Here is a 26853-nt window from a genome sequence, read left to right on the forward strand (position 1 = left end):
TCCTGGGAGGGAACGCGCGGGCAACGGCAAGGCCAGCACGGCGCGAGAAAAAGGAACCCTCTCATACAGGCGAAAGCCCCGTTCCACCAGCCCCGGTAGTGCATGGCTCGTCAGCCGGAAAGCGTATCGGCAACGTGGGTCAGAAAGGCGGGAAGATCGGCGGTGATGAAATCGGCGGGGGGCACGTCGTGACGTGCCGCTGTCTGTCCGACCACCAGAACGGTGCGCATGCCGAGAGCGCGCGGCACAACGAGATTACGCGGCGTATCCTCGAACATGGCGGCGGCCGTGGGCTCGACGGAAAAACGAGCGAGAAAGGCGGCGTAAGTGGCCTCGGCCGGTTTGGGCAGATAGTCGGCATCGACGATATCGAACATACCGTCGAAGCGATCATCGAGACCAAGACGCGAAAGCGTCTCCCCCGCATGTGCGTGAGTGCCGGAAGTGAGGATGAATTTGCGCCCAGGCAAACGAGAAAGCGCCGCGGCAAGCGCCGGATTCGGGGTGAGCACCGACCGATCGACCGCATGGACTTCCACTAGAAAGTCCTCCGGATCGACGCCATGCTCCTCCATCAACCCGCGCAGCGTCGTGCCATAACGGGCGGCGTAGTTCCGTTGCAGGGCGAGAGCGTCCTCGGCCGTGACGCCCGTCACCCGCGCCGTATAGGCACGGATGCGGCTCATCACCGCGGTGAAGACGCCAGTTTCCGGCGGATATAGCGTGTCGTCGAGATCGAAGATCCAGTCTCGGACGCCGGCGAATACCGAGAGGTTATCGCCGGCGGGCAATTTGTCGGTCGTCATCAGCGTCTGATGAGCGTGCCGGCGCCTGTCTCGGTGAAGATCTCCAAGAGAACCGCGTGCGCCGTCTTGCCATTGACGATCACTGCCGCGTCGACGCCGCGTTTCAGCGCGTCGAAGCAGGTCTCCACCTTGGGGATCATGCCGCCGGAAATGGTGCCGTCGGCAATCAGAGCCTGCGCTTCGGCGCGCGTCAGCTGCTTGAGGAGCTGATGGTCGCGGTCGAGCACGCCCGGCACATCGGTCAGGAACAACAGGCGCGCGGCGTGCAGGGCGCCGGCGATGGCGCCGGCGAAGGTATCAGCGTTGACGTTATAGGTCTCGCCATCGACACCAGGGGCGACGGGCGCCACCACCGGGATCAAGTCTTCCTTGGCCACCATGTCGAGCACGGCCGGGTTGACTACCTTGGGCTCGCCAACGAAGCCAAGATCGATGACCTTCTCCATCTCACTGTCGGGGTCGCGCATGGTGCGCGTCGCCTTCTCGACGGTAACCATGTTGCCGTCCTTGCCGCAGAGGCCGATGGCCCGCCCGCCCTCGGCGTTGAGCGCCGAGACGATCTGCTTGTTGATGGAGCCGGCCAGCACCATCTCGACGATTTCCATGGTGGCACGATCGGTAACGCGCAGGCCGTTCTTAAATTCGCTCTTGATGCCGAGCTTATCGAGCATGGCACCGATCTGCGGGCCACCGCCATGCACGACGATCGGCTTCATGCCCGACTGCTTCAGGAGCACGATGTCGCGGGCGAACGCACGGGCAAGATCGGGGTCGCCCATGGCATGGCCGCCGTATTTCACCACGATGGTCTTGTCGTCGTAGCGCTGCATGTAGGGCAGCGCCTCCGAGATGATGCGGGCGCGCGACAGCATCGCTTCGGTGGATTCGGGCGTGGATGTGGTCATGACGGCCTCGCGTCGTTTGGATCGACAAGGCCTATAGCCGATCGAGGGGCAAGGCTCAACGGCTGAACCGCCTGCCGGGCGCCCAGTTATCCGTCAGGCGCCGGCGAGCAACCGTGAAATCGCCGCCCGAAGCTCCTCCACACCGGCACCCTTTTCGCTGGACGTCGCGAGAACCTCAGGAAAGGCGGCCGGACGCTTGCGAATGCGCTCGGCCGTCTCGGCGAGCACCTTGTCGATGCCACCCGGCTTCAGCTTGTCGGCCTTGGTCAGCACGATCTGATAGGAGACAGCCGCCTTATCGAGCAGCGTCAGAACGTCTTCATCGTTCTTCTTGAGGCCGTGACGGGCGTCGATCAGCACGTAGACACGGCGGAGATTGGGGCGGCCGCGCAGATAGTCGCGGATCATGGCGTTCCAGACGTCGACCTTTTCCTTGGGCGCCTCGGCATAGCCGTAACCGGGCATGTCGACGATCAGCAGGCCGCTATCGACCTCCGGTCGGAACAGGTTGAGTTCTTGCGTGCGGCCGGGCGTGTTGGAGGTGCGGGCAAGGCCCTGCTGACCGGTCAGCGCGTTGATCAGGCTCGATTTGCCGACATTGGACCGTCCGGCGAAGGCCACCTCGATGGTACCGGCGAATGGCGGCAGATCATCCGCCTGCGCCATGCCGCGAACAAAATTCCAGGGCCGAGCGAACAGGAGGCGCGTCGCCTCTGGATCAGTCGCGGTGCGCGTGTCGTCCATCGTGGCATTCCTCAAGGAAAGCAGTGGGCATTCTCAGCCCTCATAACAGAAACGGACCGGCGTGAAAGCCGGTCCGTAGGTCGTGTGAGCCGTGAGCCCTGGGCGTCAGCCGGCTTTCGGCTTTTTGGCGAAGGTCGACTTCAGATTGTCGAACAGCTCGATCTTGACCCCGTGCTTCTTCATGATCAGCGACTGCTGCAGGATCGACAGCGAGTTGTTCCACGACCAGTAGATGACAAGACCCGCCGGGAACGACGCCATCATGAAGGTGAAAACGATCGGCATATAGGTGAAGAGCATCGCCTGCGTCGGATCGGGCGGCGTCGGATTGAGCTTCATCTGCACGAACATGGTGATGCCCATGATGATCGGCCAAATGCCCAGCATCAGCATGTGCGGCGGCGTCCACGGGATGAGCCCGAACAGGTTGAAGATGGTGGTCGGATCGGAGGCAGAGAGATCATGGATCCAGCCGAAGAAGGGCGCGTGACGCATTTCGATGGTCACGTAGAGCACCTTGTAGAGCGAGAAGAACACGGGAATCTGCACGACGATCGGCAGACAACCGGCCAGCGGGTTGATCTTCTCCCGCTTGTATAGCTCCATCGTTTCCTGTTGCTGCTTGACCTTGTCGTCCGGGTACTTGGCCTTGATGTCGGCCATGGCCGGCTGCAGCATCTTCATCTTGCTCATCGACGCGTAGGACTTGTTGGCGAGCGGGAAGAAGATGGCCTTGACGATCAGCGTCACCAGCAGGATGGCGATACCGAAGTTACCGACCAGCTTGTAGAGGTAGTCGATCAGCCAGAACATCGGCTTGGTGATCCAGTAGAACCAGCCCCAGTCGATCAGCCGGTCGAACTTGACGATACCCAATTCCTTTTCATAGGCGTCGACGCGGGCCACCGTCTTGGCACCGGCGAACAGGCGCGTCTCGGTCACGGCGCTACCGCCGGCCGGCACCTGCAGCGGATCGCGGAGGTAATTAGCCTGATAGGTATCGATATTGCCGGCCAGCGCCCAGGAGAAGCGCGGCTGGAAGTTGACGCCACCGTCGGGGATCAGCGCTGTCGCCCAATACTTGTCGGTGATGCCGAGCCAGCCGGTGCTGACGGGGGCAGGCTTCACGCCTTCGCTGTCCTTGAGGCTCTTGTAGGTCGCCTCGGTAAGCCCTTCGCTGCCGAACACGCCGAGCAAGCCTTCGTGCAGCACCCAGGTACCCGGCACCTGAGGGGTGCCGTAACGGGTGACGAGGCCATAAGGATAAACGGTTGTGGCAGTCGCCGAATTGTTGGCGACGCTGTCTTTCACCGTGAACATAACGTGGTCGTCGACGGAAATCTCGCGGGTGAAGACGAGGCCAGCTCCATTGTCCCACGTCAGCTTCACCGGCGTCGACGGCGTCAGGCGCGCGCCCTCCGGCGCCGTCCAGACCGTTTCGGCGCCCGGCAGCGCAACCCCGCCGCCGGCAGCGGCCTTGAAGCCGAATTCCGCGTAATAGGCATCGTTGGTGCCAAAGGGGTTGAGGAGTTTCACGAGCGGCGACGTCGGCTCGATGGTGTCGTGGTAAAGTTTCAGCGACAGATCGTCGATACGGGCGCCGGACAGGCTGATCGAACCGGTCAGCTCGGGCGTGTCGATCGCAACGCGGGGGCTCTTGGCGAGCGCCTCCTCGCGGGACACGAAGGCCGCCGTGGTGTTGAGGCCGACCGTCGGCGCCACGCCACCCTCGGCGGTGGTGCCCCCGGCCGCCTTGCCGTCGGCCGGCGCGCTCTGGCCGGCTGATTGCTGCTGGGCCGACTGCTCGGCGATCTGCGCCTTCTGGAGCCGGGGCCCGGCGACGAAATACTGCCAGCCGAGCAGCACAGCCAGCGACAGGGCGATGGCCAGAATCATATTGCGGTTTTCGGTCATGGACCTGTTTCTTCCTCGCTCGGCGCCGGCTTCAGCGCCTCCTTGCCGCCGCGCGGCCCCGTCTTGCCGGAGGCCGCGGCGCGAACGGCGCCGACGACATCGGCAACCAAGTCGGCAAACGGCATCTCGAGCGCCGGGCGGCGGCCGACCAGCACGAAATCGCGCCCAGGATCAGCGGCCGCGGCACCGGCGAGCCGTACCGCTTCCTTGAGACGGCGCCGGATGCGGTTGCGCACCACGGCATTGCCCATCTTCTTGGTCACCGTGAAACCGAAACGGGCGTCCGCTTCGGCTCCGTCCGCCGCCCCTTCAGGGCGACGGATCGATTGCAGCAAAAAGCCGCGCCGGGGCGTTCTGGCACCCCGGGCGACTTTCACGTAGTCGTTCCGCTTCTTCAGCCGCTGCATGTCAGGCGCCTCGCGAGCCGGATGGCCGGCGTCCGCCATGGACGAGGCCGATTACGCCGACAGACGCTTGCGCCCCTGGGCCCGGCGGCGGGCGATCACCTTGCGGCCACCGGCGGTGGCCATGCGCGCACGGAAACCGTGGCGGCGCTTGCGAATGAGCTTGGACGGCTGGTAAGTCCGCTTCATGGTCGTTTGCCCGCCCGGCGGGCCCCTCGTTCTTGCGGCTGTCCGGCCTCGGTGCGCCGCGCGCCCCGCCTTCGGATAGCTCTCGTGTCTCAACTGGGAAATCGGCCACAGCACATGCGGCCAAGCCGGCCGAAAGACCGGTGGCGCCCTTCCGATCGGAGGGGCTTATACGGGACGGATGGTGGCACGTCAACGCATCAATGGCGGACCGCTGGCCTTTTGCCGGCTGTCTTCACGCTACTGACGCCTACGGGCACGAGTCGAGGTCAATATTGGCGAGGAATGTGGCAAAGCGACAGAATTTTACCTTATTTCGGACGCGTGCCTCTTCCAATTTCCGCGCGAAGCGACAGATAGAGAGCATTCTTTTTTCGGAATCTTCCATAATGGTCCAGACTGACAACTCCGGCGGCACCGACAAGCCGCATTTCCCGACTACTCACACGTTCAGTCTGTCCTTCAAACTCCTGATCTTCACGATTCTCTTCGTGATGTTCGCAGAAGTGCTGCTGTTCGTACCGGCCATCGCCACCTACCAGCGAAACTATATCGAATCGAAGATCCGCACGGCAGGGATCGTCGCGCATACGCTAACGACCTACCCGGAAACGGCACTTCCGCGCACCATTCAGGCCGACCTTCTCAACCGCCTCGACGCTTATGCCGTGGCGGTGCGCTCGTCCGGCATGAAACAGCTGGTCGCCATGGCCGATGCACCGCCGACGGTCACCCGCAGCATCGATTTCGACAACCAGCAGACGCATGGCATTGTCGCCGAGGCGATCGACACGATGCTGTTCGGCGGAGATCGGACCATCCGCGTCACCGGCACCTATGACGACGAGGGCGAGATCGAAGTCGTATTCTCCGAGACCCATCTCAGGGAGGAGCTTCTGCATTTCGCCGGCCGATTGCTCCTGGTTTCCTTCTTGATTTCCGCTTTGGTCGGCGTGCTGGTGTTCTTTTCCATTCAATACCTGATGGTCATCCCGATGCGCCGCCTTGGGAAGGCGATCTACAAGTGGGCGCAGGAGCCTGAAGGGGATACCTATCTGGTCCGCTACGGCGGCCGGACGGACGAGATCGGCCGCGCCGAGTTCGCCGCCGCCAGCATGCAGCAGCGCATCCAGGAGCTTTTCAAACAGCAAAAGCGGCTTGTCGAGCTGGGCCTCGCGGTGTCGAAGATCAACCACGACCTCAGAAACCTGCTGGCCTCGGCCCAACTTATCTCCGACCGCCTGACGGCCATTCCTGATCCGTCGGTGCAGCGGTTCGCGCCCAAGCTGGTGTCGGCCATCGATCGGGCGATCAACTACTGCCAGTCGGTGCTGGCCTATGGCAAGGCGCAGGAAGCTCCGCCGGCGCGGCGGCTCGTATCGCTGTCCCGGCTGGCCACCGATGTCGCGGAAACGACCGGTCTCCTCAACCACGCCAGTATCGAATGGGTGAACGCAGTCCCCGACGACCTTGAGGTCGACGCTGATTCAGATCAACTTTTCCGAGTGCTCGTCAATCTTGTTCGTAACGCGGCTCAGGCGCTGGAACAGCACAAGGACGACGCCCTGGTCCGCCGGCTGACCATCTCCGCCGAGCGCAATGGCTCCAAGGTGAGTATCCGCGTGTCCGACACCGGTCCGGGCCTTCCAGAAAAGGCGCGTGAATCGCTCTTCAAGCCGTTTGCCGGTTCTGTAAGGAGCGGCGGCACCGGTCTGGGCCTTGCCATCGTCGCCGAGCTGGTGAAGGCGCATGGCGGCACGATCTCCTGCATCGACGGTGGCCCCGGCGCTACCTTCGTCATCGAGATCCCCGACAGACCGGCTCTCGCCGCTGCCTAAAAGCCATAGAAAAAGCGACGGCGCTGTCGGCGCCGTCGCTCGGTTCTTCGGAGCAGGTGGGCAGATTATATCAATTCGCGAAGATACCAACGCATCCGCTCATCGAGACCATTGCCGGTTTCTCATTTGCATCAGCGGCATGAGAAATCCGCTTCAATGCATCTTGGTATTACTCGGCCGCCAAACTTTCACCGGTCACGCCAACACCGCTTTCGGCATCGAGCCACCAACTGACGTTGGCGTGGCGACGTAGAGCGGTTGCCGGGCATTCGGAACCGATCTCTCCAAGGATCGCGGCGCGAACAGCCTCGCTCTTGGTCGCACCGGTGGCGAGAACGATGATCTCCCGTGAATCGAGAATGGTGCCGATACCCATGGTCATGGCCTGGGTGGGTGGCAGCGCACCGTCGAAGAAGGCCGAATTGGCCTCAAGGGTCGATGCCTCGAGATCGACAACACGGGTGCGGGCAGCAAAATCAGCGCCCGGCTCGTTAAAGCCAATGTGACCGTTGCGCCCGATGCCGAGGAGTTGCAAATCGATGCCGCCCGCCTCGCGGATCATCGCCTCGTAGCGGCTCGCGAAAGCGGCGGGGTCGGCGGCAAGGCCATCAGGTACGAAGGTGCGGGCCTTGTCTATGTCGACCAGATCGAACAACTGGCTGTCCATGGTCGAGCGATAGGAACGATGATCCTCGGTCGGCAGGCCGACATATTCGTCGAGATTGAAGGACGTGACGCCGGCAAAGCTGATTTCGCCAGCACGATAAAGCGCAACCAGCCGCTCGTAGACCGGCTCCATGGTGGCGCCGGTGGCAAGACCGAGAACGCTCTTGGGCGTCGCCTTGAGACGCTCGGCAATGCGGTCGGCCACGGCATGGGCCGCCGCCACGGTCGTGGGAAAATGATTGATCCGCATCTTAAACTCCATCAATCGGCGACCAGCCCTGTCGGCGGCCACAGTCATCCATTTGCATAGATGATGGCGATCAATAATTAGTTCGTCAAGATGCCGAACATAAAATTTGGATGACACTCATCCATGCGTAGCGGCGGGCAGACGCAGTGGCATCGGCAGGTCCGCCGGGCTGAAGAGCAGGTTGTGGGCTTGATTGAGGGCAAGGGCGACGGCCCCTGTCAAAGCGGCCCGCGCACCCAAGACAGAGACTTCCACGGCAATCGGGCGATGACTGACGCGGGGCAATTCGTCCTTGATCCGGTCCACCACGCCGGGCAAGCAGCCGACAATGCCGCCAACAACGATCTTTTTGGGTTCCAGCAGTGCATGGACGGCCACCATCGCCAGAGCCGCGGTGTGAGCAGCCTCGCAGACCGCGGCGATGGCGATGGCATCCTCCCTTGTCTGGGCAACGGCGAAGATATCGGCCGTCGACAGTGTAGAGGCCCCGCCCAGCGCTCGATATCGTTCACGGATACCACGCCTGCCGATGGCGCTTTCAAGAGCGCCACGCTTCAAGCTTTCCGGGGCGGCCGGATCGCCGCCGATCGGCAGGAAGCCAATCTCGCCGGCCGCTCCACTTGCACCCCGGATCAATCGGCCACCGCTGAGTGCGCCGAGACCGATACCGGTACCGAGCGAAACAAAGGCGACCTCTTCGATCCCAACGGCACATCCGTTCCAAGACTCGCCGATGACCGCCGCATTGATATCATTTTCAATGACAACCGCGCAGCCTAGCTCGGCGGAGAGCAGGGTGCGAACGTCGACATCGCCCAGCCCTTCCAGATTGGGCGACAGCGAAAGCCGGCCGCCGTCCGGTTCGACGACGCCCGGCATGGCTACGGCTGCGACCAAAACCTTCTGCCGTTCGATGCCGGCCGTGGCGACAAGTTCCGCTGCGAGCCGCCCAAGCGCCGAAACCAGCGCGGTTCCCGACAACTCATCCGAAGGTTCTTCAACCGAAGCGATGACATCGCCAACAATGTTGGCAAGTGACAGGCGCAGCGAGGTGACGCCGAGTTCGGCACCGATGACGTAGCCGGCCGAGGGATCGACCTCGTAGATCACCGCCGCCCGACCGACGTTGCCCGAGGTGACGCCCTTGACGCGGACGAAGCCGCCGCTCTCCAGTACGCGGATCACTTCCGACATCGTCTGCTTGGAAAGGCCGGTGATCTTGGCAAGGGCGGCCCGCGAGGTGGCGCCGGAGTTGAGGAGCACGTCCATGACGGCGCGCACCGAGATCTGGCGCAGCACCGGCGTCGCGGTATCGTCTGGGATCATCGGGCCGCAGGTCTCCTGAGAGCAACGTCACGGGATTGATGCATACACCCAAACACGCCGCTTCACAGCCCTGACACGCAGGCACCCCTGCTCAAGCCTTGACCGAAGCTCCGGCCTGCACCGAATTCCTGTATTCGGTGGGCGTGCGACCGACCACCTTCTTGAATACCTTATAGAAGTAGTTGAAGTCGTTGAAGCCGCAGCGCTGGGCGATCTGCGACAGAGGCAAGTCGTATTTCTCCAGCATGAACTTGGCCTTTCCGATCCGCACCTGCGTCAGGTAGTCGGAAAAAGTCATGGCCCCCTGCTCGCGGAAAACGCGCGAGAAATAGTTGGGGCTGATGCGCAGGTGTGCAGCCAACGTGTCGCGGGTGATCAACCGATCAAAGTTCTCTTCGATATAGAGACAGGCGGCGCGGAAGAAGGCCGACGACTGCCGATCCTCTTCCGGCACCGGATTGGCAATCAGGCGGCGGGAATATTCGAGAATGGACTGCGCCAGCAGGCGGGCATCAAGACTGGTCGATCCCGTGTCATCGCGATAGCCCGCTATGGCCTCCACCATATATTGCAAAGGCCCGTTGCCGGGGATCAGGCAATTGCGTTTTTCGACCGAGACGAAGCGCTGCTCGCCGGCACTCCATCTCACAAGGCTGACGCCGAGATGGGTGGCGCCGAAAAGGAGGCTCAGGACCTCCACGTCCTTATCCCAAAGCGGCTGATTCCAGCAGTTGCCGGGTACAACTAGCCCATCTCCAGGACCAAGCTCGCACTCACTGATCTGCGCATCGCGATCACACAGGACGTTGGTATAGGTGCCGGCGATCACCAACTCGAAGCGCGCAAACTGCACCTGCAGCGCACCGAGTGGCGGCGCAGCGGCGTCAAGGCCAAAGACGATGTGACGCGGCCAGCCATCCGCCACGGGGAGCGCATCGCCACGGGCGAAATCGTCAAGCGTCATATTTGCATGTGACATAGTGCGCCTCCCTGTTACGGCGACGAATTGCCTGTTTGCCGGCAGCGGATCGTCAGAGGTCAGGCCAGCGCCGCGCCACCATCGCCCGCACCTCGGCGGCCGAGTCGAGCGTCAGCGCCTCCTCCGCCACGGCACGGCAGGTCTCCCTGTCGAGCGTACGAATGAACGCCTTGAGGTCGGGAATGCCTGAGCGCGTGGCCGACAAACTGGTGACCCCAAGCCCGATCAGGATGGGCGCGGCGGGCAGCTCCGAGGCCAGGCCACCACACACGCCCACCGGGCAGTCATGACGGGCACCAGCCGCCGCCGCGTCGCCGATCGTCTTCAACACCGCCGGATGCAGCGAGTCGATCTCCGGGGCGAGTTCAGTATTGCCGCGATCCATGGCCAGTACGTACTGCGTGAGATCGTTGGTGCCGATCGAGAAGAAATCGGCCTCCTTCGCCAGCTTTTCGGCCATGGCAACGGCGGCCGGCACCTCGATCATGATGCCGAGCGGCACGTCGGCCGTGACTCCGAGTGCTGCTTTTTCTTCCTCGAAGATCGCCTTGGCCCACCGGAGTTCGCCGATGTCGGCGATCATCGGCATCATGATGCGGACAACCGAGACCGGCGTCACCTTGAGGATGGCGCGAAACTGCTGGCGCAGCAGGTCAGGTCGCCGCTTGGAGACGCGGATGCCGCGCACGCCGAGGATCGGGTTCTCTTCCGCCGCCTGCTTGAGATAGGGCAGTGGCTTGTCGCCCCCGATATCAAGGGTGCGGATGGTCAGCGGTTTGCCGCGCAGGGCATCGGCAATCGCCTGATATTCGGCCTGCTGCTCGGCCTCGGTAGGCGCTCTCGGTCGGTCGAGGAACAGGAACTCTGTTCTGAGCAAGCCGGAGCCTTCGGCACCAAAAGCAAGACCGCGCGCCGCGTCGGCCACCGAGCCGACATTGGCGTAGACCGGCAGACGCGTGCCGTCGGCCATCACGCAGTCGGTCAGCGCCGCCTCCCGATTGGCGGCACGGCGCGTTTCACGCTCGGCCGCCGCCTTGCGCGTGGCGGCGATGGTTGCTTCAGTTGGGTTCACCTGGATCTCGCCGCGCTCGGCGTCGACGATCAGCGGCGTGCCCTCGGGAATGCGGCGGGCGTCGACGCCAACGGCGGCCAGCATCGGCACGCCGCTTGCCGCCGACAGGATGGCGACATGCGATGTGCGGCCGCCCTTGGCGACCACGAAAGCGGCAGGCAGACTGTCGCCGAAGGCCATGAACTGCGACGGCAAGAGATCATCGGCAATGGCGATGGCGTCCTCAGGCAGCGCCAAACTCTCCGGCGAGCCGCCGGCCAGCACAGTCAACACCTGCTGCTCGAGGTCGACGAGGTCGGCGGCGCGTTCAGCAAGGCGGGCATTGTCGAGTCCGCGCAGCAGTGCCGCCTGGCCGGAAATGGTGTCGGAAAAGGCCCAACCGGCGCTCTTGCCACGGGCAATGCGATCGCGGGCACCCTCGAGAAGTTCGGTGTCTTCCAAAAGCGCTGCGTGGGCGGCCATGATTTCGCGCTGCTGAGGCGTGCGGCCGACTGTCGCCTGCTCGCTCAGATGCTGGTGGACGCGGGCAAGGGCGGCATCAAGCGCTTCGCTTTCGGCCACCATGTCGCCGGCCTCCTCGGCCGGGCGGGTGACCTTTTCCTTGAGATGGACAGCGCGGCCGATGGCGAGGCCTGGAGCGGCGACAACGCCGCAGAGCAACGGCCTGTCCTCGGGGCCGAATGGGGTAAGATCGATGGCTGGTTGTTCGACGTCGGGCGCATCGGTAACGCCCGGGAGCGTCTCCTGGCCGGCATCGACGTAGGGTACGACCGGATCACCAAGGCCGGAAGCAATCGCCTCGATAACCCCGTCGAGCGCCGCCGTTGCGTCGGCCCCTTCGGCCGAGACGACAAGCCGGCTACCCCAACGGCTGCCAAGCGTGAGCAGAGATACCGGGCTCTTGGCATTGGCCTTGCGCTCGCCAAGCACGACCTCGACGGCGCTGGCGTATTGCTTGGCCTTGGCGGCGAGCAAGGCCGCCGGACGAGCATGCAGGCCTTCACTCATCTCGAGGACAATATCCCGCTCGATCCGCGACACTGGCGGTGGCGCTTCCACGCCGATCGGCATCACCGTCATGACTTCATCGCCGAAGTCGACCACGCCGTCCGACTTACGGGTGGTGACGTGGAACGCGTCTTCGTTGGTCACGAGGACAGGCGTCGTCACGATGCCGCAACTCTCCGCAAGCGCGGCGAGATCGAACCGGATGAGAGGGTCGCCGGCCGCCACCCGATCGCCTTCGGCCACGACGGCTTTGAGACCGGCACCACGCAACGCAACCGCCTCAAGGCCGACATGGACGAGGAATTCCGCACCGTCCTCGGTCATTATCTTCACGGCGTGACCGCGGCGATGAACCGAGGTCACCGTGCCGGCCACCGGTGCATGCACCTCGCCGATCTCCGGCTCGATGGCGAGACCGTCGCCCATCATGCCGAGTGCGAACATCGGATCGGGAACGTCGCCGAGCGGCACGATCCGGCCCTTAAGCGGGGCCCGGACGGAGATGGTCGAGGTGGTCATGCGCGTGTCTCCCAATACCTGCTATCGAGACAAAGCCTCCCCTCCATGACCGATGTCCGGCGGAGATGGCGATGCGAGGAAAAGGGCCGCAGGCCAACGGCTCTCTCGTGCCTCGTGGGACCTAAATCTGGGCGGCGGCGGCGATTTCGGCAAGCACCTCTGCCGGAAGTGCGTTGCCGGAAAAGCGATCGACGGCTGCGACGACGCCTGCCTCAGCGATAGCCGCCTGCATTTCGACCGCCTGGGGATCACCGTCGTTGCGATAATGGAGCGCGGCGGCGATGCCCTTGACGATATTATCGTGCGGCAAGTGGTATTCCAGCGTGCCGAGCAGCGGCCGGATCAAGCGATCGCCCTTGCCAAGCTTGCGTAACGGTTCGCGGCCGACGCGCGCCACGTCGTCGCGGATGAAGCGGTTGGCAAAGCGGCCGAGAATTTTTTCGATGTAAGCGGCATGCTTGGCAGGGTCGAAACCGTAACGGCGGATCAGCACGGCGCCGCTTTCTTCCATTGCCGCCTTGACGATAGTGCGAATGCTCACGTCTTCGATGGCATCGCGGATCGTTGGCAGGCCCTTCTCAAAGCCGAGATAGGCCGTGATGGCGTGTCCGGTATTGAGCGTGAACAGCTTGCGCTCGACGAAGGCCATCAGATCGTCGGTCAACTCCATGCCGGGGACGTCATGCGTCCAGCCCTTGAGCTGGGTGCGGTCGACAATCCACTCGGAAAATTCCTCGACGGTAACGGCAAGCGGCTCTCCCTCAACCGGCGGGGCCGGCGGAACGATACGGTCGACGGCGCTGTCGGCGAAACCGACTTCGATGTCCACGACGGCGGCGACGGAGGCCGGCAGGTGGCCGAACACGGCCTCCTTGAGCTGGGTGGTGCCGCGGATGGTGTTCTCGCAAGCGATGATATTGAGCGGGGCATGATTGCCGGCGGCGACGCGCGCTTCAAGACCACGAGCGATGGTCGGCGCAATCTTTGCCAGCACAGCCGGCCCAACGGCGGTGGTGACGAGATCGGCGGACGCGATGAGAGCGAGGATATCGTCGCCGATTGACGAGACGGCGGTAACGCCCGTCACTTCTTCGCGGCGGCTGCCGGAACCGACGATATCGACTGGGTAACGCCCGTCCCGGGCAATCAGGCCGACCACTGTCTCGTTGACGTCGGCGAAGGTGACTGCCCAACCGGCATCGGCCAGAATCTTGCCGATAAAACCGCGACCGATATTGCCCGCGCCAAAGTGAATGGCTCGCATGGTCGTCTCCGAAAGCTGTCTTTTTGGGGAGGGAGGGCCGCCCAATGGGCGGCCCCATTTTCAAGAAGCCGAGGTCAGCCGAGATCGAGGATGCGCAGCACGTCGGCCGGGTTCTTGGTCGTCGCAAGGTGGGCGACCACCTTGGGATTCTCGAGGACCCTGGCGAGGGCCGACATGACGTCCATGTGCTCGTTGCCCCTGGCCGCGAGGCCAACGACGAGGCGAGCCACGTTCTCGGGTTCGGGACCGAAGAAAACGCCGTCGGGATATTGGCAGACGGCGATACCGGTCTTCAGAACCTCGTTCTTCGCTTCATTGGTGCCATGCGGCATGGCCAGCGACTGCCCGAGATAGGTCGACACGATGGTCTCACGCTTAAGCATGGCATCGATGTAGCTCGGGGTGATCGCGCCCATCTCCAAAAGCTTGGAGCCGGCGAAGCGAATGGCTTCCTCTTTGGTGGACGCGGTGAGGCCGAGGAAGATATTTTCCTCACCGAGATTAAAAGATGCGCCACCCTCGGGCTTGCCGCCGGCCGGAGCCGTGGCGGAACCCGCCTTTGCCTTGATCTCCGCCACGATGCGGTCATAGGCCGCGCCGTCGAGGAAATTGGTGATGGACACATGCGTCGCGTTGGGAGCGGCCCTACGGGCACGCTCGGTCAAGTCCTTGTGGGTAATGACCACATCGGCATCGGCCGGCAGCGCGTTGATGGCCACGTTGCTCGAACGGATGGCGCCGAGGCCAGCCTGATCAAGCTTCTTGCGCAGCATGGAGGCACCCATGGCGGACGAGCCCATGCCAGCGTCGCAAGCAACGATGACCGAACGGACCGGACCGGAGATGGCGGCCGAAGTGGTAGCGACCGGAGCAGCCATGCCCTTCGATTCAGCCTTCAGGGCCTTCATCTTGGCAGTCGCGGCATCAAGGTCGTCTTCAACCTCTTCCGTCTTGTCGGTCTTGAGCAACACCGAAGCGACCAGGAAGGTCACAAGGGCGCCAAGAACCACGGCGGAGATGACGCCAACAAAGCCGTCAGCCGGGGTCATGCCGAGCACGGCGAAGATCGAGCCCGGAGACGACGGGGCGCGCAGGCCACCGCCAAGCAGCATGTTGGCAGCCACACCGGTGGCGCCGCCGAGGATCATGGCAATGATCAGGCGCGGCTTCATCAGCACGTAGGGGAAATAGATCTCGTGGATGCCGCCGAAGAAGTGGATGATGGCGGCGCCCGGTGCCGACTGCTTGGCATTGCCACGGCCAAAGACCATATAGGCGAGCAGCAGGCCGAGACCCGGACCCGGGTTGGCTTCGATCAGGAAGATCAGCGACTTGCCCTGCGTGGCAGCCTGCTGGATGCCGAGCGGGGTGAAGACGCCATGGTTGATGGCGTTGTTGAGGAACAACACCTTGGCCGGCTCGACCAGGATCGAGGCAAGCGGAATGAGACCGGTGCTGATTAGAGCGTTGACGCCCGCGCCCAGCGCCGCCGAAACGTGCTCGACAACCGGACCGACGATCGCAAAGGCGATCATGGCCAGAATCATGCCAAGGATACCGGCCGAGAAGTTGTTGACCAGCATCTCGAAGCCGGGACGGATCTTGCCGTCAATGAGCCTGTCGAACTGCTTGATCGCCCAGCCGCCGAACGGACCCACCAGCATGGCGCCGAGGAACATCGGGATATCGGTGCCAACGATGACGCCGGCCGTCACGATGGCGCCAACGACAGCGCCGCGCTCACCATAGACCAGCTTGCCGCCGGTATAACCGAGCAGAAGCGGCAGCAAATAGGTGATCATCGGTCCGACAAGCTTGGCGAAAAACTCGTTGGGGAGCCAGCCAGTCGGGATGAAGAGAGTGGTGATGATACCCCAGGCGATGAATGCGCCAATATTGGGCATCACCATGCTGCTCAGGAAGCGGCCCACTTGCTGGACGCGCACCTTGAGATTGGAGGACGATGCGGCGCCCCCTCCGGTTGCGGTATATGCCATGTCCTAGAAACTCCTCCACGAAGTCCTGTCACGCCGAAGGAGGAGGCCGGCAGACCAAAGAATAAAAGACCCCGTCGCCGCAAACGAATTGCGTCGAAGAAATACCAGCACCCCATAAAGGGCTGGCCAGGTCGTTTATCTCGTAAGCCTCTCCGCTCCTCCATCCTGACCCTGTATTCCCCGGATCAGGAGATACGAAAACACTGCTCCGAGCGCCTACAGACGCTCAGACTCCAGCACACTTAAATGGTTGTTCTTACGTGTCTTCGTTCGATTGTGATCAAAACATGACATCACTATGATTAAAAGTGGAAAGATATAAACACGACTGTAAAAATGTATCCTGCTCTAGATACACATCGCCACGCTCTTCCACGGATGTCGCGGAAAAACGATGAAAACCATTGGCTTGGGGAGATATCCACGACTTGAAAATTGTACGATTACCGTCCAGCCCAAAGCATACTTAAGTCGACATGAGGAGCATCTAGGCTCTTACAGCTATACCTTTTACCAATAGAAAAAGCAGCGCGCCGGCTTTTCAAGACCGGCGCGCTGCACTGTCGAGGGCTGGAATCAGCGGCGCTGACGGCTACTCGACCGTAACGCTCTTGGCGAGGTTGCGGGGCTGATCAACATCGGTGCCCTTGGCCACCGCCGTATGGTAGGCGAGAAGCTGTACGGGGAGCGAATAGAGGATGGGCGCCACGAAGGGATCAACTTTGGGAAGCTCGATCGACCAGCGCACCTTGCCTCCCAGGCGGGCAACGCCCTCGGCATCGGATATCAGCAGCACCCGTCCCGAGCGGGCTGCGACTTCCTGAATGTTGGAGGCCACCTTCTCGAACAGAGCATCCGAGGGGGCAAGCGCGATGACCGGCACACCATCGTCAATCAGCGAGATCGGGCCATGCTTCATCTCGCCGGCGGCATAGCCCTCGGCATGGATATAGCTGATCTCCTTGAGTTTCAGAGCGCCCTCAAGGGCGATTGGGTAGGCCGTGCCACGACCGAGGTAGAGCGCGTCGCGGCTTTCGGCAACCATGCCGGCCAACGCCTGGATGGCATCGTCGTGGCGCAGCACTTCGGCGGCGCGGGCCGGCACTTCTCGGAGCGCCAGCGCCAGCTCGGCCTCTCGTTCGTGGGAGATGGTGCCGCGCGCACGGGCGAAGGCAAGGACCAGACAGGCCATGACGGTGAGCTGGGTGGTAAAGGCCTTGGTGGAGGCGACGCCGATCTCAGGCCCAGCCAGCGTGTAGAGCACCCGGTCGCTTTCTCGAGCGATGGTGCTCTCGGGCACATTGACGATGGAGACGATGTGCTGCCCTGCCCTTTTGGCGTGGCGCAGCGCTTCCAGAGTGTCGAGCGTTTCGCCCGACTGCGACACGAAGATGGCGACGCCGCCCTTCTCGAACGGGGTGTCGCGGTAACGGAACTCCGAGCCGATATCGACATCGACTGGCAGGCGCGCCACCTGTTCGAACCAATACTTGGCCACCATGGCCACGTAATAGGCGGTACCACAGGCAACAATGGTAAGGCGCGGCACCTTCGCGGGATCGAACGGTAGGTCGGGCAGCGCGATGGTGCCGGTGGAGGCTGAAACGAAGGCGTTGATGGTGTCGCCGATGACCTGTGGCTGCTCGAAGATTTCCTTCAGCATAAAATGACGATGGCCGGCCTTGCCGATCAAGGCGGCCGACACGTTGGAAACATGGATCTTGCGCTCGACAAGCGCATCGTCGGCAGAGCGGATCTCGACCGAGTTGCGCGTCAGCACCGCCCAATCGCCATCCTCCAGATAGGCGAGACGATTGGTAAGCGGTGCCATGGCAAAGGCGTCGGAGGCGAGATACATGGCGCCGTCGCCATAGCCAACGGCAAGCGGCGTGCCCCGTCGCGTACCGACCATGAGGTTGTCCTCGCCGGCAAACAGGATGGCCAGCGCAAAGGCTCCCTCCAGGCGATGGAAGGCAAGGCGGCAGGCCTCGACCGGCGCCTTGCCCTGTTGAAGAAAGTCGGTGATCAGGTGGGCGACCACCTCGGTGTCCGTCTCGGTGACGAAGACATGGCCCTTCTTGGTGAGCTCGGCAGTCAGCGTCTGGTAGTTCTCGATGATGCCATTGTGGACCACCGCCACCCTATCTGTCGCATGCGGATGCGCGTTGCCCTCGGTGGGGCCGCCGTGCGTCGCCCAACGGGTGTGACCGATGCCAATGGAACCGGCTAGCGGAGCCTCGGCGAGACGCCGCTCCAGGTTGACGAGCTTGCCCTCGGCGCGGCGGCGTTCAATGGCACCCTCGACCAGCGTTGCGACACCAGCGCTGTCATAGCCACGGTATTCGAGGCGCCTCAGCCCCTCGAGCAACAGTTCAGAGACGCCTTCGCGACCAACGATTCCAATAATTCCGCACATTGACGAACTAACTCTCTTGCCTGGAGGCCGATCTATCAGCCGAAATGCATTCGACGACCCAGCCCTTCATCAGAAGCGACCGTGTCACGTCGAATAACTGAGGACAAGTCAACAATAGTTGCCGAGTTTTACAGAAATCTTTCCGACGGGAGCCGGATTCAAACTCTAGGCAGCGCCAGGGCCTCGGCCAGAACGGCGTCCGGGTCGGCAATGGCCCGCGCGGTGCCGACGGTGAGCACGGGCACGTTCTGAAAACGATCCAGCCCGTCAATATCGACGTCAGCGGCAATGATGGCGGCGTGGGCGCGGCCGATGTCCTTGCGCGTCAGAATATCCTCGCTACCGAGGGCGCCCTGCGTTTCGACCTTGATCAGATAGCCGAGCCGCTGGGCGGCGGCGAGCAGCCGATTAGCAGCCATATAGGTGAGTGCAACGCCGGTCGGACAGGCGGTGACGACGACGATTCTGGTGCCACTTTCCATATCGCCTCCTTCCCCCGATGCCGACGCCTGCGAACAATCAGCAGGCGGTCTCCTTCGACGCAAGTCGCTCTGATACTTCAAATGCGCCAAAGCTGCAAACGGGGCAGGAGGACCTGGTCGCCTGGGAATCGCGTACCTGCGAAATGACGGCGAGACCGCCCCGTTGCATAGACACCCAAACGCGGAAGGACCTTGGAGCGGACCGAAGCTACACACTGCCCAACGAGGTAACCTTTTATACTGCGGAATCTTGGAAACTCGCCCGCCGAAGGTGGCAAGCTTAGTCAACGAAAAGCCCCGCCGGAGGCATGCTCCGACGGGGCCAATCACGCAAGATCAATAGGCTTGAAGCGTCAGGCTGCCTTTGGCTTCAGCACCCGCAGCAGCGCGGCGGTGACCACGGTACCGGCGATCATCGCTACGATGTAGCCACCGAGACTGGTGACCGCGTTGGGGATCAACAGCACGAACACGCCACCATGCGGCACGCGCAACTGCGAGCCGACCGCCATCGAGATCATTCCGGCCACGGCCGAGCCGGCCATCAGCGAGGGGATGACGCGGAAGGGATCCTTGGCGGCGAAGGGAATCGCGCCTTCGGTGATGAAGGAGATACCCAGCACCGCGGCGGCGTTGCCCGCCTCATGCTCGTCGGCCGAGAAACGATCGGCGAACAGCTTGGTGGCGAGCGCCAGACCGAGCGGCGGCGTCATGCCGGCGACCATGGCAGCCGCCATCGGCTCGTAGAGCTGGCTGGCGATCAGGCCAGTGGCGAAAGTGTAGGCCGCCTTGTTCACCGGACCGCCCATGTCGAAGGCCATCATCATGCCGATGATCGCGCCGAGCACGAGGGCATTGGCCCCTTGCATGCCCTTGAGGAAGTCGGTCAACCAGGTCAGCGCCGCTGCGACCGGCTGGCCGAGGACATAGACCATCAAGAGACCGACGATGGTCGTGCCGAGCAGCGGCAGGATCAGCACCGGCTTCAGACCGTCGAGGTTTCGGCCGAGCTTGATGTAGCGGTTGAGGTAGAGCACCACATAGCCGGCCAGGAAGCCGGCGACGATGCCGCCCAGGAAGCCGGCGCCGATGGCGCCCGCGATCACGCCACCGATGGCGCCCGGTGCGATGCCCGGCCGATCGGCGATCGAATAGGCGATGAAGCCGGCCAGAAACGGCACCATCAGCGTGAAGGCCTGCTTGCCGATGGTGAACAGCGCCTGGCCGAGCGTGCCGGCATGGGCGTCATCGTAGACATAGATGCCGCCCAGCGCAAAGCCGAGCGCGATCAAGAGACCGCCGGCCACGACGAAGGGCAGCATGTAGGACACGCCGGTCATCATATGCTTGTAGGGGCCGGAGCGCTGCGCCGAGCGCGCGGCCTTTTCGGCGGCCACTTCGGCCGCGAGATCGCGCTTGCCGCCAGCAGCCGACGCGCCCTGAACCACCGCCTCGGCGATGGCCTTTTCGACCAGCGCCTTGCCGTTGGCGATCGCACCCTTGGTGCCGGTGGAGTAGACGCGCTTGCCGGCGAAGCGCGACATGTCGACGTTGGTGTCGGCGGCGATGATCACCACCTCGGCGGCGGCGATTTCCTCAGCCGTCAAGGTGTTCTGCGCGCCGACCGAGCCTTGCGTCTCGACCTTGACGGCATAGCCGAGCGCCTTGGCGCCCTGCTCCACGCCCTCGGCCGCCATGAACGTGTGGGCAATGCCGGTCGGGCAGGAGGTGATGCCGACGATCAGCTTGACCGCCGATAGCGCGGCAACCGCGCCGGCCGGATCGGCAAGGGCGGCGTCGAGCGTCAACTTGCGGACGGTCTTGCCGGCAAAGCGGGTGTCATCGGCGATGTCACCAATGATGAGCACCGCGTCGGCGGCGGAAATCGTCGCCTCGTCGAGCGGCGTCGTCACGCCGTTCGGCGTGCGCGTCTCTATGCTAAGGGACGTACCGGCGGCCTCTGCCGCCTTCTTCAAGGCCTCGGCGGCGATCAGGGGCTTGCTCCCCGTCTCCTTCGCGCCGATCACGACTGCTAACTTTGCCATTCTCATCCTCCAATGAAGAACTTCCTCGCTGCCAGACTCCCCGGCGAGAATTCAGGGATATTCTTGAATAGGATCCGCTAGAGACGGGTGATCTCCGCCCGCTCGGCGAGCGCGCTGACGACAGTGCGCTCCGGCAGATGGGGACCGACGCGCGCCAGCTTGGCGGCGGCGAAAGCGACTGCCTGACGGGCGATGGCTTCGACAGGCTTGTCCTCGGCGAGCGCGGTGGTAATGCCGGCCACCATGGCGTCACCGGCACCGACGGTGCTGAGCGCCTCGATCACTGGCAGGCGGGCAGTGAGCTTTTCATCGGCCGTGACGAACAACGCGCCCTCTTCACCGCGGGAGACGACGACCAGCCGCACACCACTCAGAACGATGTCCTGGGCCGCGCCAACCAGCGCATCGAGATTCGGCAGCGGGCGGCCGACCAGTTCCTCGAGTTCGTGCCGGTTGGGCTTCACCGCAAATGGCAGCAACTTTCCCTTGGCGGCGAGCAACGCCTTGAGCGGCGCGCCCGACGTATCGGCCACCACCGTGGCGCCGGCGTCATTCAGCGTTGCGACCAGTGACACGAGCGCATCAGGAGCAATACCGGCCGGCAACGACCCGCCGATGACAACGATGGCACCGGTTTTCGCAGCGTTGAGCGCGGCGGCGGTAACGCGCTTCAGACACTCCGCATCGACGACCAGACCAGGCGTGTTGAGATCGGTGGTCTCGCCGGAGGTGGTGTCGGCGATCTTGATGTTGGTGCGCGTGTCGCCAGTAATGCGGATGAAGCGATCGGCGATGCCCTTGATGGCGAACAACTCAACAAAGGCGCCGTCGTTGCCGCGCCCCAAAACGCCGGTCGCCGTCACCGGGACACCCCAATCGGCGGCGCAACCGGCAACGTTGACACCCTTGCCACCGGCATTCAGCTGCGCCCGCTCGGCGCGGTTGACACCACCCTGAACGAGACCGCCGACTTCAATCGTCAAATCGACCGCTGGGTTGAGGGTGATGGTAACGATCGGCTTCATGCCTCGTCTCCCTGACCGAAGGAGGCGTCGAGCGCCCGCACTTCGCTAGCGGTTCGGGCGGCGACCGCCTTGTCGGCCAGCGCCTTGAGATCGACCATCGACGCGGTGCGCAGGCGTACCTTGACGGCCGGGATATCGCGCACGGTCATCGACAGCTCATTGACGCCGAGGCCAGCCAGAACCGACGCGCCGAAGGGATCGCCGGCAATGCCGCCGCAGACCCCGACCCAACGACCATGCACGGCGGCACCCTCGACCGTCTTCCTGATCAGGCGCAGCACGGCCGGGTGCAGGCTGTCGGCCTCGGCTGCCAGCTCCGGATGCTGCCGGTCGATCGCCAGCGTGTATTGCGTGAGGTCGTTGGTCCCGATCGAGAAGAAGTCGACATACTCGGCGTAGACGTCGGCCATCACCGCCGTCGACGGCACTTCGACCATGATGCCGAGCGGCACAGCGGGCGCACCGACCTCGGCCCTGATCTCCTCAGCCACCGCGCGGACGGCCAGAATCTCGTCGAGCGAGGTGATCATCGGCAGCATAATCTTCAGATTGGCGCCGGTCTTGGCGACACGGTAAAGGGCGCGGAGCTGCGGACGCATCAGGTCGGGGCGGCGCAGGGTCAGGCGGGTGCCACGCACGCCGAGGAACGGGTTCTCCTCGCGCGGCAGCTTCAGATGCGGCGCCTGCTTGTCGCCGCCGATGTCGAGCGTGCGCACGATCAATGGCCGGCCGCCGAGGTTTTCAGCCATGGCGCTGTAGGTGGCGAACTGCTCGTCTTCGCTGGGCGTGTGACCACCATCGAGGAACAGGAATTCAGTGCGCATCAAGCCGACGCCCTCGGCGCCCTGATCGATGGCGCCGGCGACGTCGGCGGGCTTATTGACGTTGGCGCCGATCTCGATGGTCCGGCCGTCGGTGGTGGTGGCGGTGAGAGCCCGCCCCTCAGCTTCGGAAGCCGCGCGGCGCACATCGGCCTCGATGAAGGCACGGGCCGAGGCCAGATCCGCCTCGCTCGGGTCGAGATAGAGCCGACCGGCGGCGCCGTCGAGAATGGCGGTCGTCCCCGCCTTGGTTTCCAGAAGGCCGGCGCCCAGCGCGACCACCGCCGGCAGGCCGAGCGTGCGGGCGAGGATGGCGGTGTGCGAGGTCGGCCCGCCCTGCGCCGTCGCCAGACCGGCGATCAGTGTCGTGTCGAGACCGATGGTGTCCGACGGGGTCAGATCGGCAGCGACCAGGATCGACGGGGTCGACGGCAGCACGATCGCCGAACCGCTCGCCACCTCGGGCGCCAGTTTGGCCAGCACGCGGCGGCCGACATCGCGCACATCGGAGGCGCGGGCGGCCAGCAAGGCGTTGGCGTTGTTTTCGAGCGACCCCGCCACCTCTTCGACAGCGGCGCGCCAAGACCAGGCGGGCCCATGGCCGCCGACGACGAGCATGGAGGCTTTCGTGAGAATTTCCGGATCGTTCAGGAGTTCGGCATGCGCCTCGAAGATCGCAGCTTCCGCTTGCCCCACCTTGACGGCGGCCTCGGCGGCGACGGCCTTCAGCTCGCTCAGCGTCGCGGCGATCGCCTGATCGAGCGCCGTGGAGGCCTCGACAAGATCCATTGGCGTGTCGGAGATCTCTACAGTGGCGCTCTTCAGCACATGGACGGGGGCGATGACGACACCCGGGGCGGCCGCGACGCCAGAAAACGTTTTCAGATTGGTGGCCGGCGTCCAGCCCTTGCGACCGGTGGGGGCCGGTGCCTTGGCGGCATCCGCCTTCTCCTCGGCCGACAGTCGCTCGATCACCTGCACGAAGGCGGAGAGAGCGACGGCGGCGTTGTCGCCCTCGGCGGAGATCGTCAGCGTTTCACCGGCGCGAAGGCCCAGCTGCAGCAGGGAAACCAGCCGTGCCGGGTCGGCGGCATCGGCGCCGCGCCGAACCTGCAGGCGCGTTCCTGCCGCCTTGGCCGCGTCGACCCAGCGGCTGGCGGGACGTGCGTGCAGGCCATTGGGATAATCGACGGTCCACTCGACCTTCAGGGCGAGATCGGCCGGCACGGCAGCGTCGGCTTTGAGATTGGCCGCAGCCGTCTCGTCCAGCGCCGTGATAATGGCGAGCGGGTCATCGACCTCGAACAACGCTTCGAGCGCCGCCTCGTCCTGGAACAGGCGCGTCAGCCGGCGCAGCACGGAAATATGGTCGTCCGACTGGGCGGCGATGGCGACGACGAGCTTGACGATCTGGCCTTCATTCCAGATCAAACCGCCGGGAACCTGCAGGATGGCGAGGCCGTTGTGCTTGATCAGCCCACGATCGGCATTCATCCCGTGAGGAATGGCAACACCATGACCGAGATAGGTTTCAGCCACCGTTTCGCGACGCATCATGCTGTCGGCGTAGGCTGGATCGATATAGCCGCCATCGGCCAAGAGGCCGCAGGCCTCACGAATGGCGGCTTCCTTGGTGGCCGGCGCCGCCTTGATGCGCGTGAGTTGTGGCGCGAGAAGTGGTTTGGTGCTGATCGACATGAAACTTCCCTCTCCCCGCGTCTCAGAAAACTGAAAACCTTTTCAGCTCTATTGACGCAGATAACATAAGCTCGCTTTCCTGGGAAAGCTGGAAAAACCCGTATTGAAGGCTGTCTTTAGACGTGATTGGTTTCGCCGTAAACGGAGAACGATTTTAGCTATGAGCGTCGGCATCAAGGATGTGGCTATCGCCGCAGGCGTTTCGCCGGCAACGGTTTCGCGTGTTCTCGCCAATCGCTCGGTCAAACCAGACCTGCGCGAGCGAGTGGAAACAGCAATCCGTCTAACGGGTTATCGCCCGAATCTCTCAGCGCGCCGGCTGCGCTCGCAGCATTCCAACACCATCGGCCTGATCGTTCCCGACATCCGCAATCCCTTCTTCACGACGCTGAGTCGCGCTGTGGAAGACGCCGCCTACAAGGCGAACATGCGGGTCGTGCTGTGCAATACAGATGAAAATCCCACTCGCGAGACCATGTATCTGCGCCTGATGCAGGAGGAGCGGGTGACCGGCGTCATCTATGCGCCGACGCGCGAGACCGCGGCACAGCTCGACCGGCTCAACTTCGACTTCCCGGTGGTGCTGGTCGACCGCCATGGCCCGGCCGGCAAGCACGACTCGGTGGTGCTCGACAATCGCCAGGCCTCCGCCGCGCTGGTCGAACATCTCCACGCCCGTGGCTTCAAGACCATCGAGGGGCTGTTCGGCAATACCTCATCCACCGCCCGCGACCGCCTCAGCGGCTACACCGAGGCGATGAACGATTGCGGCCTCACGCCGCGCGCCGACTTCGTGGCGCCCAACCCCGATGCCGCCACCGTGGCGGCGCGGCAGATCCTGTCCCGCAAGGACCGCCCGGATGCGCTGATCGCCTCCAACGGCCTCATTCTCCTGGGTGTCGCCCAGGCGATGCAGGAGCTGGGCCTTCAGGCACCGCATGACATCGCCATCGCCGGTTTCGACAATGAGATCTGGACCGGCCTCATCGGTTCCGGCATCACCGTGATCGAGCAGCCGGTGGCAGACATCGGCCACTCGGCGATGCGCCTGTTGTTCGAGCGCATCGAGACGCCGGAAATGGCGCCGCGCGTCATCATGCTCTCGGGCAAGCTGATCGAGCGCAACTCGACCAAGCGACCCGACTAACTAGGCCGATAGGGAAATTTCCAACCCGATTGGAGGGGGAGCCGCAGACGCCAATGAAGGCCGACTGCCCTTCCGCAACAGCCCTGGCGCAAAGATAACCGGCAAGACAGACCAACCTCTTCCGCGCAACAGCAACTGCTGCGACACAGGCAATCCGGACTGGTTACGGCAGGCGATATTGGATGATACGCCATGCGATTGTGCAGGGAGCATGCCCTCACCTTTGCCTGCGCCTCATCGGCCTGCTCCAAAAACATCCCAAAGTCCAAAGCCAAATCGTCCGCAGCAGCGTTAAGCCTTATGCGTCTCGCCAGGCGCTTGAATGGGGGATGGCCGATGGCGCCCCTACGTCGAGGAGCGCGCCACACTGGAAGCAAGGGTGTCCCGAAAGCCCTAAATACGCAACCGATCCCCCTACGCCCGCGTTTATCGGACAGGGCAGACAACAAGGTAATCCAAGATGAAAATCCTAATGGTACTGACAAGCCACGATGCACTGGGCGACACGGGAAAGAAGACGGGCTTCTGGCTCGAGGAATTTGCCGCTCCCTACTATACTTTTCTTGACGCCGATGCCGAGATCACCGTGGCTTCGCCTGCTGGAGGCCAGCCTCCGCTCGACCCGAAAAGTGACCTGCCCGACTCTCAGACCGAATTGACCCGTCGCTTCAAGTCGGACCCGGCCGCGCAAAAGGTGCTGGCCAATACCGTGAAGCTCGACATGGTGCGACAGGAAGACTTCGACACCGTGTTCTATCCCGGCGGGCACGGCCCTCTTTGGGACCTCGCCGAAAGCCCAGTGTCGATTGGACTGATCGAGAGTTTTGTTCGCGCGGACAAGCCGATCGGCTTTGTCTGCCACGCACCCGGCGCCCTCAAGAACGTCAAGGCTGCGGACGGTCAGCCGATCGTCAAGGGGCGCATCGTCACCGGCTTCACCAACGGCGAAGAAGACGCCGTCCAGTTGTCGGATGTCGTGCCGTTTCTGATTGAGGATACGTTCATCGCCCAGGGCGCGGAGTATCGCAAGGGACCTGACTGGGCGCCCTATGTGGTGACGGACGGCAAGTTGGTCACCGGCCAAAACCCGGCAAGCAGCGAAGGCGCAGCAAAGGCCCTGATGGCCTTGATCGCCTGACCAAGCAGGGCAGAATGCGGGCTCCCGCCCCGCTTTCGGAGCGCCAACGAACCCTACCATTTTGGTGGGGTTCTTTTTCTAAATGGTTGTTTTGAAGAGGGTTCGGCCGCGGGGTGTCGCTTTGCGCTTGGCCGACGCTCTACAAGCCAACATGGCCCGCCGAGAACCTTGGCAAACCATCCACACCGCTGACCAACCCTACG

At 63.4% G+C, this 26853-nt stretch carries 20 protein-coding genes; 3 read left to right on the forward strand and 17 right to left on the reverse strand.

Annotation, left to right across the window (positions count from 1 at the left end; translation table 11 throughout):
- Window positions 1–110: 110 nt before the first annotated feature.
- The 6 genes from AB6N07_RS25110 to rpmH form a co-directional block, all read right to left on the reverse strand.
- Window positions 111–806 carry a pyrimidine 5'-nucleotidase gene (locus AB6N07_RS25110; protein WP_370675757.1) on the reverse strand — a complete coding sequence of 232 codons (696 nt, stop codon included), beginning with the start codon at window positions 804–806 and terminating at the stop codon, window positions 111–113.
- On the reverse strand, window positions 806–1711 hold the full coding sequence (gene argB / locus AB6N07_RS25115; protein WP_370675758.1) for an acetylglutamate kinase: 906 nt from the start codon (window positions 1709–1711) through the stop codon (window positions 806–808). Before argB ends, AB6N07_RS25110 begins: the two co-directional genes overlap by 1 nt.
- Window positions 1712–1804: 93 nt before the next feature.
- A complete protein-coding gene (gene yihA, locus AB6N07_RS25120) occupies window positions 1805–2455 on the reverse strand; it encodes a ribosome biogenesis GTP-binding protein YihA/YsxC (protein ID WP_370675759.1) in 651 nt (216 codons plus the stop codon).
- A 105-nt stretch (window positions 2456–2560) separates the two neighbouring features.
- Window positions 2561–4369, reverse strand: a complete 1809-nt coding sequence (yidC, locus tag AB6N07_RS25125) for a membrane protein insertase YidC (protein ID WP_370675760.1) — start codon at window positions 4367–4369, stop codon at window positions 2561–2563.
- Complete coding sequence (gene rnpA, locus AB6N07_RS25130; RefSeq protein ID WP_370675761.1) at window positions 4366–4815, reverse strand: ribonuclease P protein component; 450 nt, start codon at window positions 4813–4815, stop codon at window positions 4366–4368. Before rnpA ends, yidC begins: the two co-directional genes overlap by 4 nt.
- Window positions 4816–4827: 12 nt before the next feature.
- Window positions 4828–4962 carry a 50S ribosomal protein L34 gene (rpmH, locus tag AB6N07_RS25135; protein ID WP_026781973.1) on the reverse strand — a complete coding sequence of 45 codons (135 nt, stop codon included), beginning with the start codon at window positions 4960–4962 and terminating at the stop codon, window positions 4828–4830.
- A gap of 386 nt (window positions 4963–5348) precedes the next feature.
- Between rpmH and AB6N07_RS25140 the strand changes: the two genes are divergently transcribed.
- Entirely contained in the window at window positions 5349–6797 is a 1449-nt protein-coding gene (locus AB6N07_RS25140) for a sensor histidine kinase (protein WP_370675762.1), read from the forward strand.
- A gap of 169 nt (window positions 6798–6966) precedes the next feature.
- Here the strand turns inward: AB6N07_RS25140 and nagB are convergent, their stop codons facing one another.
- The 11 genes from nagB to ptsP (AB6N07_RS25195) all read right to left on the reverse strand — a co-directional run bounded on the left by nagB (window position 6967) and on the right by ptsP (AB6N07_RS25195) (window position 24365).
- Window positions 6967–7713 carry a glucosamine-6-phosphate deaminase gene (gene nagB, locus AB6N07_RS25145; RefSeq protein WP_370675763.1) on the reverse strand — a complete coding sequence of 249 codons (747 nt, stop codon included), beginning with the start codon at window positions 7711–7713 and terminating at the stop codon, window positions 6967–6969.
- Window positions 7714–7830: 117 nt separating this feature from the next.
- Entirely contained in the window at window positions 7831–9039 is a 1209-nt protein-coding gene (locus AB6N07_RS25150; RefSeq protein WP_370675764.1) for an ROK family protein, read from the reverse strand.
- A gap of 91 nt (window positions 9040–9130) precedes the next feature.
- Window positions 9131–10018: a helix-turn-helix transcriptional regulator gene (locus tag AB6N07_RS25155; RefSeq protein ID WP_370675765.1), complete on the reverse strand. Its 888-nt coding sequence runs from the start codon at window positions 10016–10018 to the stop codon at window positions 9131–9133.
- Between the two features lie 52 nt (window positions 10019–10070).
- The gene (gene ptsP, locus AB6N07_RS25160; protein ID WP_370675766.1) at window positions 10071–12617 is read right to left on the reverse strand and encodes a phosphoenolpyruvate--protein phosphotransferase; all 2547 of its coding nucleotides are present in this window, start codon (window positions 12615–12617) and stop codon (window positions 10071–10073) included.
- Window positions 12618–12738: 121 nt separating this feature from the next.
- Window positions 12739–13881 (reverse strand): mannitol-1-phosphate 5-dehydrogenase, encoded by a 1143-nt coding sequence (locus AB6N07_RS25165; RefSeq protein ID WP_370675767.1) that lies wholly within the window; start codon window positions 13879–13881, stop codon window positions 12739–12741.
- 74 nt (window positions 13882–13955) lie between these two features.
- The gene (locus AB6N07_RS25170; RefSeq protein WP_370675768.1) at window positions 13956–15878 is read right to left on the reverse strand and encodes a PTS mannitol transporter subunit IICBA; all 1923 of its coding nucleotides are present in this window, start codon (window positions 15876–15878) and stop codon (window positions 13956–13958) included.
- Between the two features lie 592 nt (window positions 15879–16470).
- On the reverse strand, window positions 16471–18294 hold the full coding sequence (glmS, locus tag AB6N07_RS25175; RefSeq protein ID WP_370675769.1) for a glutamine--fructose-6-phosphate transaminase (isomerizing): 1824 nt from the start codon (window positions 18292–18294) through the stop codon (window positions 16471–16473).
- 158 nt (window positions 18295–18452) lie between these two features.
- Window positions 18453–18776 (reverse strand): PTS fructose transporter subunit IIB, encoded by a 324-nt coding sequence (locus AB6N07_RS25180; protein ID WP_370675770.1) that lies wholly within the window; start codon window positions 18774–18776, stop codon window positions 18453–18455.
- Between the two features lie 353 nt (window positions 18777–19129).
- A complete protein-coding gene (locus tag AB6N07_RS25185; protein WP_370675771.1) occupies window positions 19130–20821 on the reverse strand; it encodes a fructose-specific PTS transporter subunit EIIC in 1692 nt (563 codons plus the stop codon).
- Between the two features lie 77 nt (window positions 20822–20898).
- Window positions 20899–21846, reverse strand: a complete 948-nt coding sequence (gene pfkB, locus AB6N07_RS25190) for a 1-phosphofructokinase (protein WP_370675772.1) — start codon at window positions 21844–21846, stop codon at window positions 20899–20901.
- Window positions 21843–24365, reverse strand: a complete 2523-nt coding sequence (ptsP, locus tag AB6N07_RS25195; RefSeq protein WP_370675773.1) for a phosphoenolpyruvate--protein phosphotransferase — start codon at window positions 24363–24365, stop codon at window positions 21843–21845. Before ptsP (AB6N07_RS25195) ends, pfkB begins: the two co-directional genes overlap by 4 nt.
- Before the next feature lie 160 nt (window positions 24366–24525).
- Between ptsP (AB6N07_RS25195) and AB6N07_RS25200 the strand changes: the two genes are divergently transcribed.
- Both AB6N07_RS25200 and AB6N07_RS25205 read left to right on the forward strand, forming a co-directional pair.
- A complete protein-coding gene (locus AB6N07_RS25200) occupies window positions 24526–25512 on the forward strand; it encodes a LacI family DNA-binding transcriptional regulator (protein ID WP_370675774.1) in 987 nt (328 codons plus the stop codon).
- A gap of 460 nt (window positions 25513–25972) precedes the next feature.
- The gene (locus AB6N07_RS25205) at window positions 25973–26650 is read left to right on the forward strand and encodes a type 1 glutamine amidotransferase domain-containing protein (protein WP_370675775.1); all 678 of its coding nucleotides are present in this window, start codon (window positions 25973–25975) and stop codon (window positions 26648–26650) included.
- The last annotated feature ends 203 nt before the right edge of the window (window positions 26651–26853 follow it).

It is taken from the genome of Pleomorphomonas sp. PLEO (genome assembly GCF_041320595.1).
GTDB lineage: Bacteria > Pseudomonadota > Alphaproteobacteria > Rhizobiales > Pleomorphomonadaceae > Pleomorphomonas.

What these genes read in the sequence shown, in the direction of transcription:
- glmS (WP_370675769.1), bottom strand. Translation starts at nt 18,294, where the DNA reads ATGTGCGGAATTATTGGAATCGTTGGTCGCGAAGGCGTCTCTGAACTG.
- yidC (WP_370675760.1), bottom strand. Translation starts at nt 4,369, where the DNA reads ATGACCGAAAACCGCAATATGATTCTGGCCATCGCCCTGTCGCTGGCT.
- ptsP (WP_370675766.1), bottom strand. Translation starts at nt 12,617, where the DNA reads ATGACCACCTCGACCATCTCCGTCCGGGCCCCGCTTAAGGGCCGGATC.
- AB6N07_RS25185 (WP_370675771.1), bottom strand. Translation starts at nt 20,821, where the DNA reads ATGGCAAAGTTAGCAGTCGTGATCGGCGCGAAGGAGACGGGGAGCAAG.
- AB6N07_RS25170 (WP_370675768.1), bottom strand. Translation starts at nt 15,878, where the DNA reads ATGGCATATACCGCAACCGGAGGGGGCGCCGCATCGTCCTCCAATCTC.
- nagB (WP_370675763.1), bottom strand. Translation starts at nt 7,713, where the DNA reads ATGCGGATCAATCATTTTCCCACGACCGTGGCGGCGGCCCATGCCGTG.
- AB6N07_RS25205 (WP_370675775.1), top strand. Translation starts at nt 25,973, where the DNA reads ATGAAAATCCTAATGGTACTGACAAGCCACGATGCACTGGGCGACACG.
- argB (WP_370675758.1), bottom strand. Translation starts at nt 1,711, where the DNA reads ATGACCACATCCACGCCCGAATCCACCGAAGCGATGCTGTCGCGCGCC.
- rpmH (WP_026781973.1), bottom strand. Translation starts at nt 4,962, where the DNA reads ATGAAGCGGACTTACCAGCCGTCCAAGCTCATTCGCAAGCGCCGCCAC.
- ptsP (WP_370675773.1), bottom strand. Translation starts at nt 24,365, where the DNA reads ATGTCGATCAGCACCAAACCACTTCTCGCGCCACAACTCACGCGCATC.
- AB6N07_RS25180 (WP_370675770.1), bottom strand. Translation starts at nt 18,776, where the DNA reads ATGGAAAGTGGCACCAGAATCGTCGTCGTCACCGCCTGTCCGACCGGC.
- AB6N07_RS25110 (WP_370675757.1), bottom strand. Translation starts at nt 806, where the DNA reads ATGACGACCGACAAATTGCCCGCCGGCGATAACCTCTCGGTATTCGCC.
- AB6N07_RS25150 (WP_370675764.1), bottom strand. Translation starts at nt 9,039, where the DNA reads ATGATCCCAGACGATACCGCGACGCCGGTGCTGCGCCAGATCTCGGTG.
- pfkB (WP_370675772.1), bottom strand. Translation starts at nt 21,846, where the DNA reads ATGAAGCCGATCGTTACCATCACCCTCAACCCAGCGGTCGATTTGACG.
- rnpA (WP_370675761.1), bottom strand. Translation starts at nt 4,815, where the DNA reads ATGGCGGACGCCGGCCATCCGGCTCGCGAGGCGCCTGACATGCAGCGG.
- yihA (WP_370675759.1), bottom strand. Translation starts at nt 2,455, where the DNA reads ATGGACGACACGCGCACCGCGACTGATCCAGAGGCGACGCGCCTCCTG.
- AB6N07_RS25140 (WP_370675762.1), top strand. Translation starts at nt 5,349, where the DNA reads ATGGTCCAGACTGACAACTCCGGCGGCACCGACAAGCCGCATTTCCCG.
- AB6N07_RS25200 (WP_370675774.1), top strand. Translation starts at nt 24,526, where the DNA reads ATGAGCGTCGGCATCAAGGATGTGGCTATCGCCGCAGGCGTTTCGCCG.
- AB6N07_RS25155 (WP_370675765.1), bottom strand. Translation starts at nt 10,018, where the DNA reads ATGTCACATGCAAATATGACGCTTGACGATTTCGCCCGTGGCGATGCG.
- AB6N07_RS25165 (WP_370675767.1), bottom strand. Translation starts at nt 13,881, where the DNA reads ATGCGAGCCATTCACTTTGGCGCGGGCAATATCGGTCGCGGTTTTATC.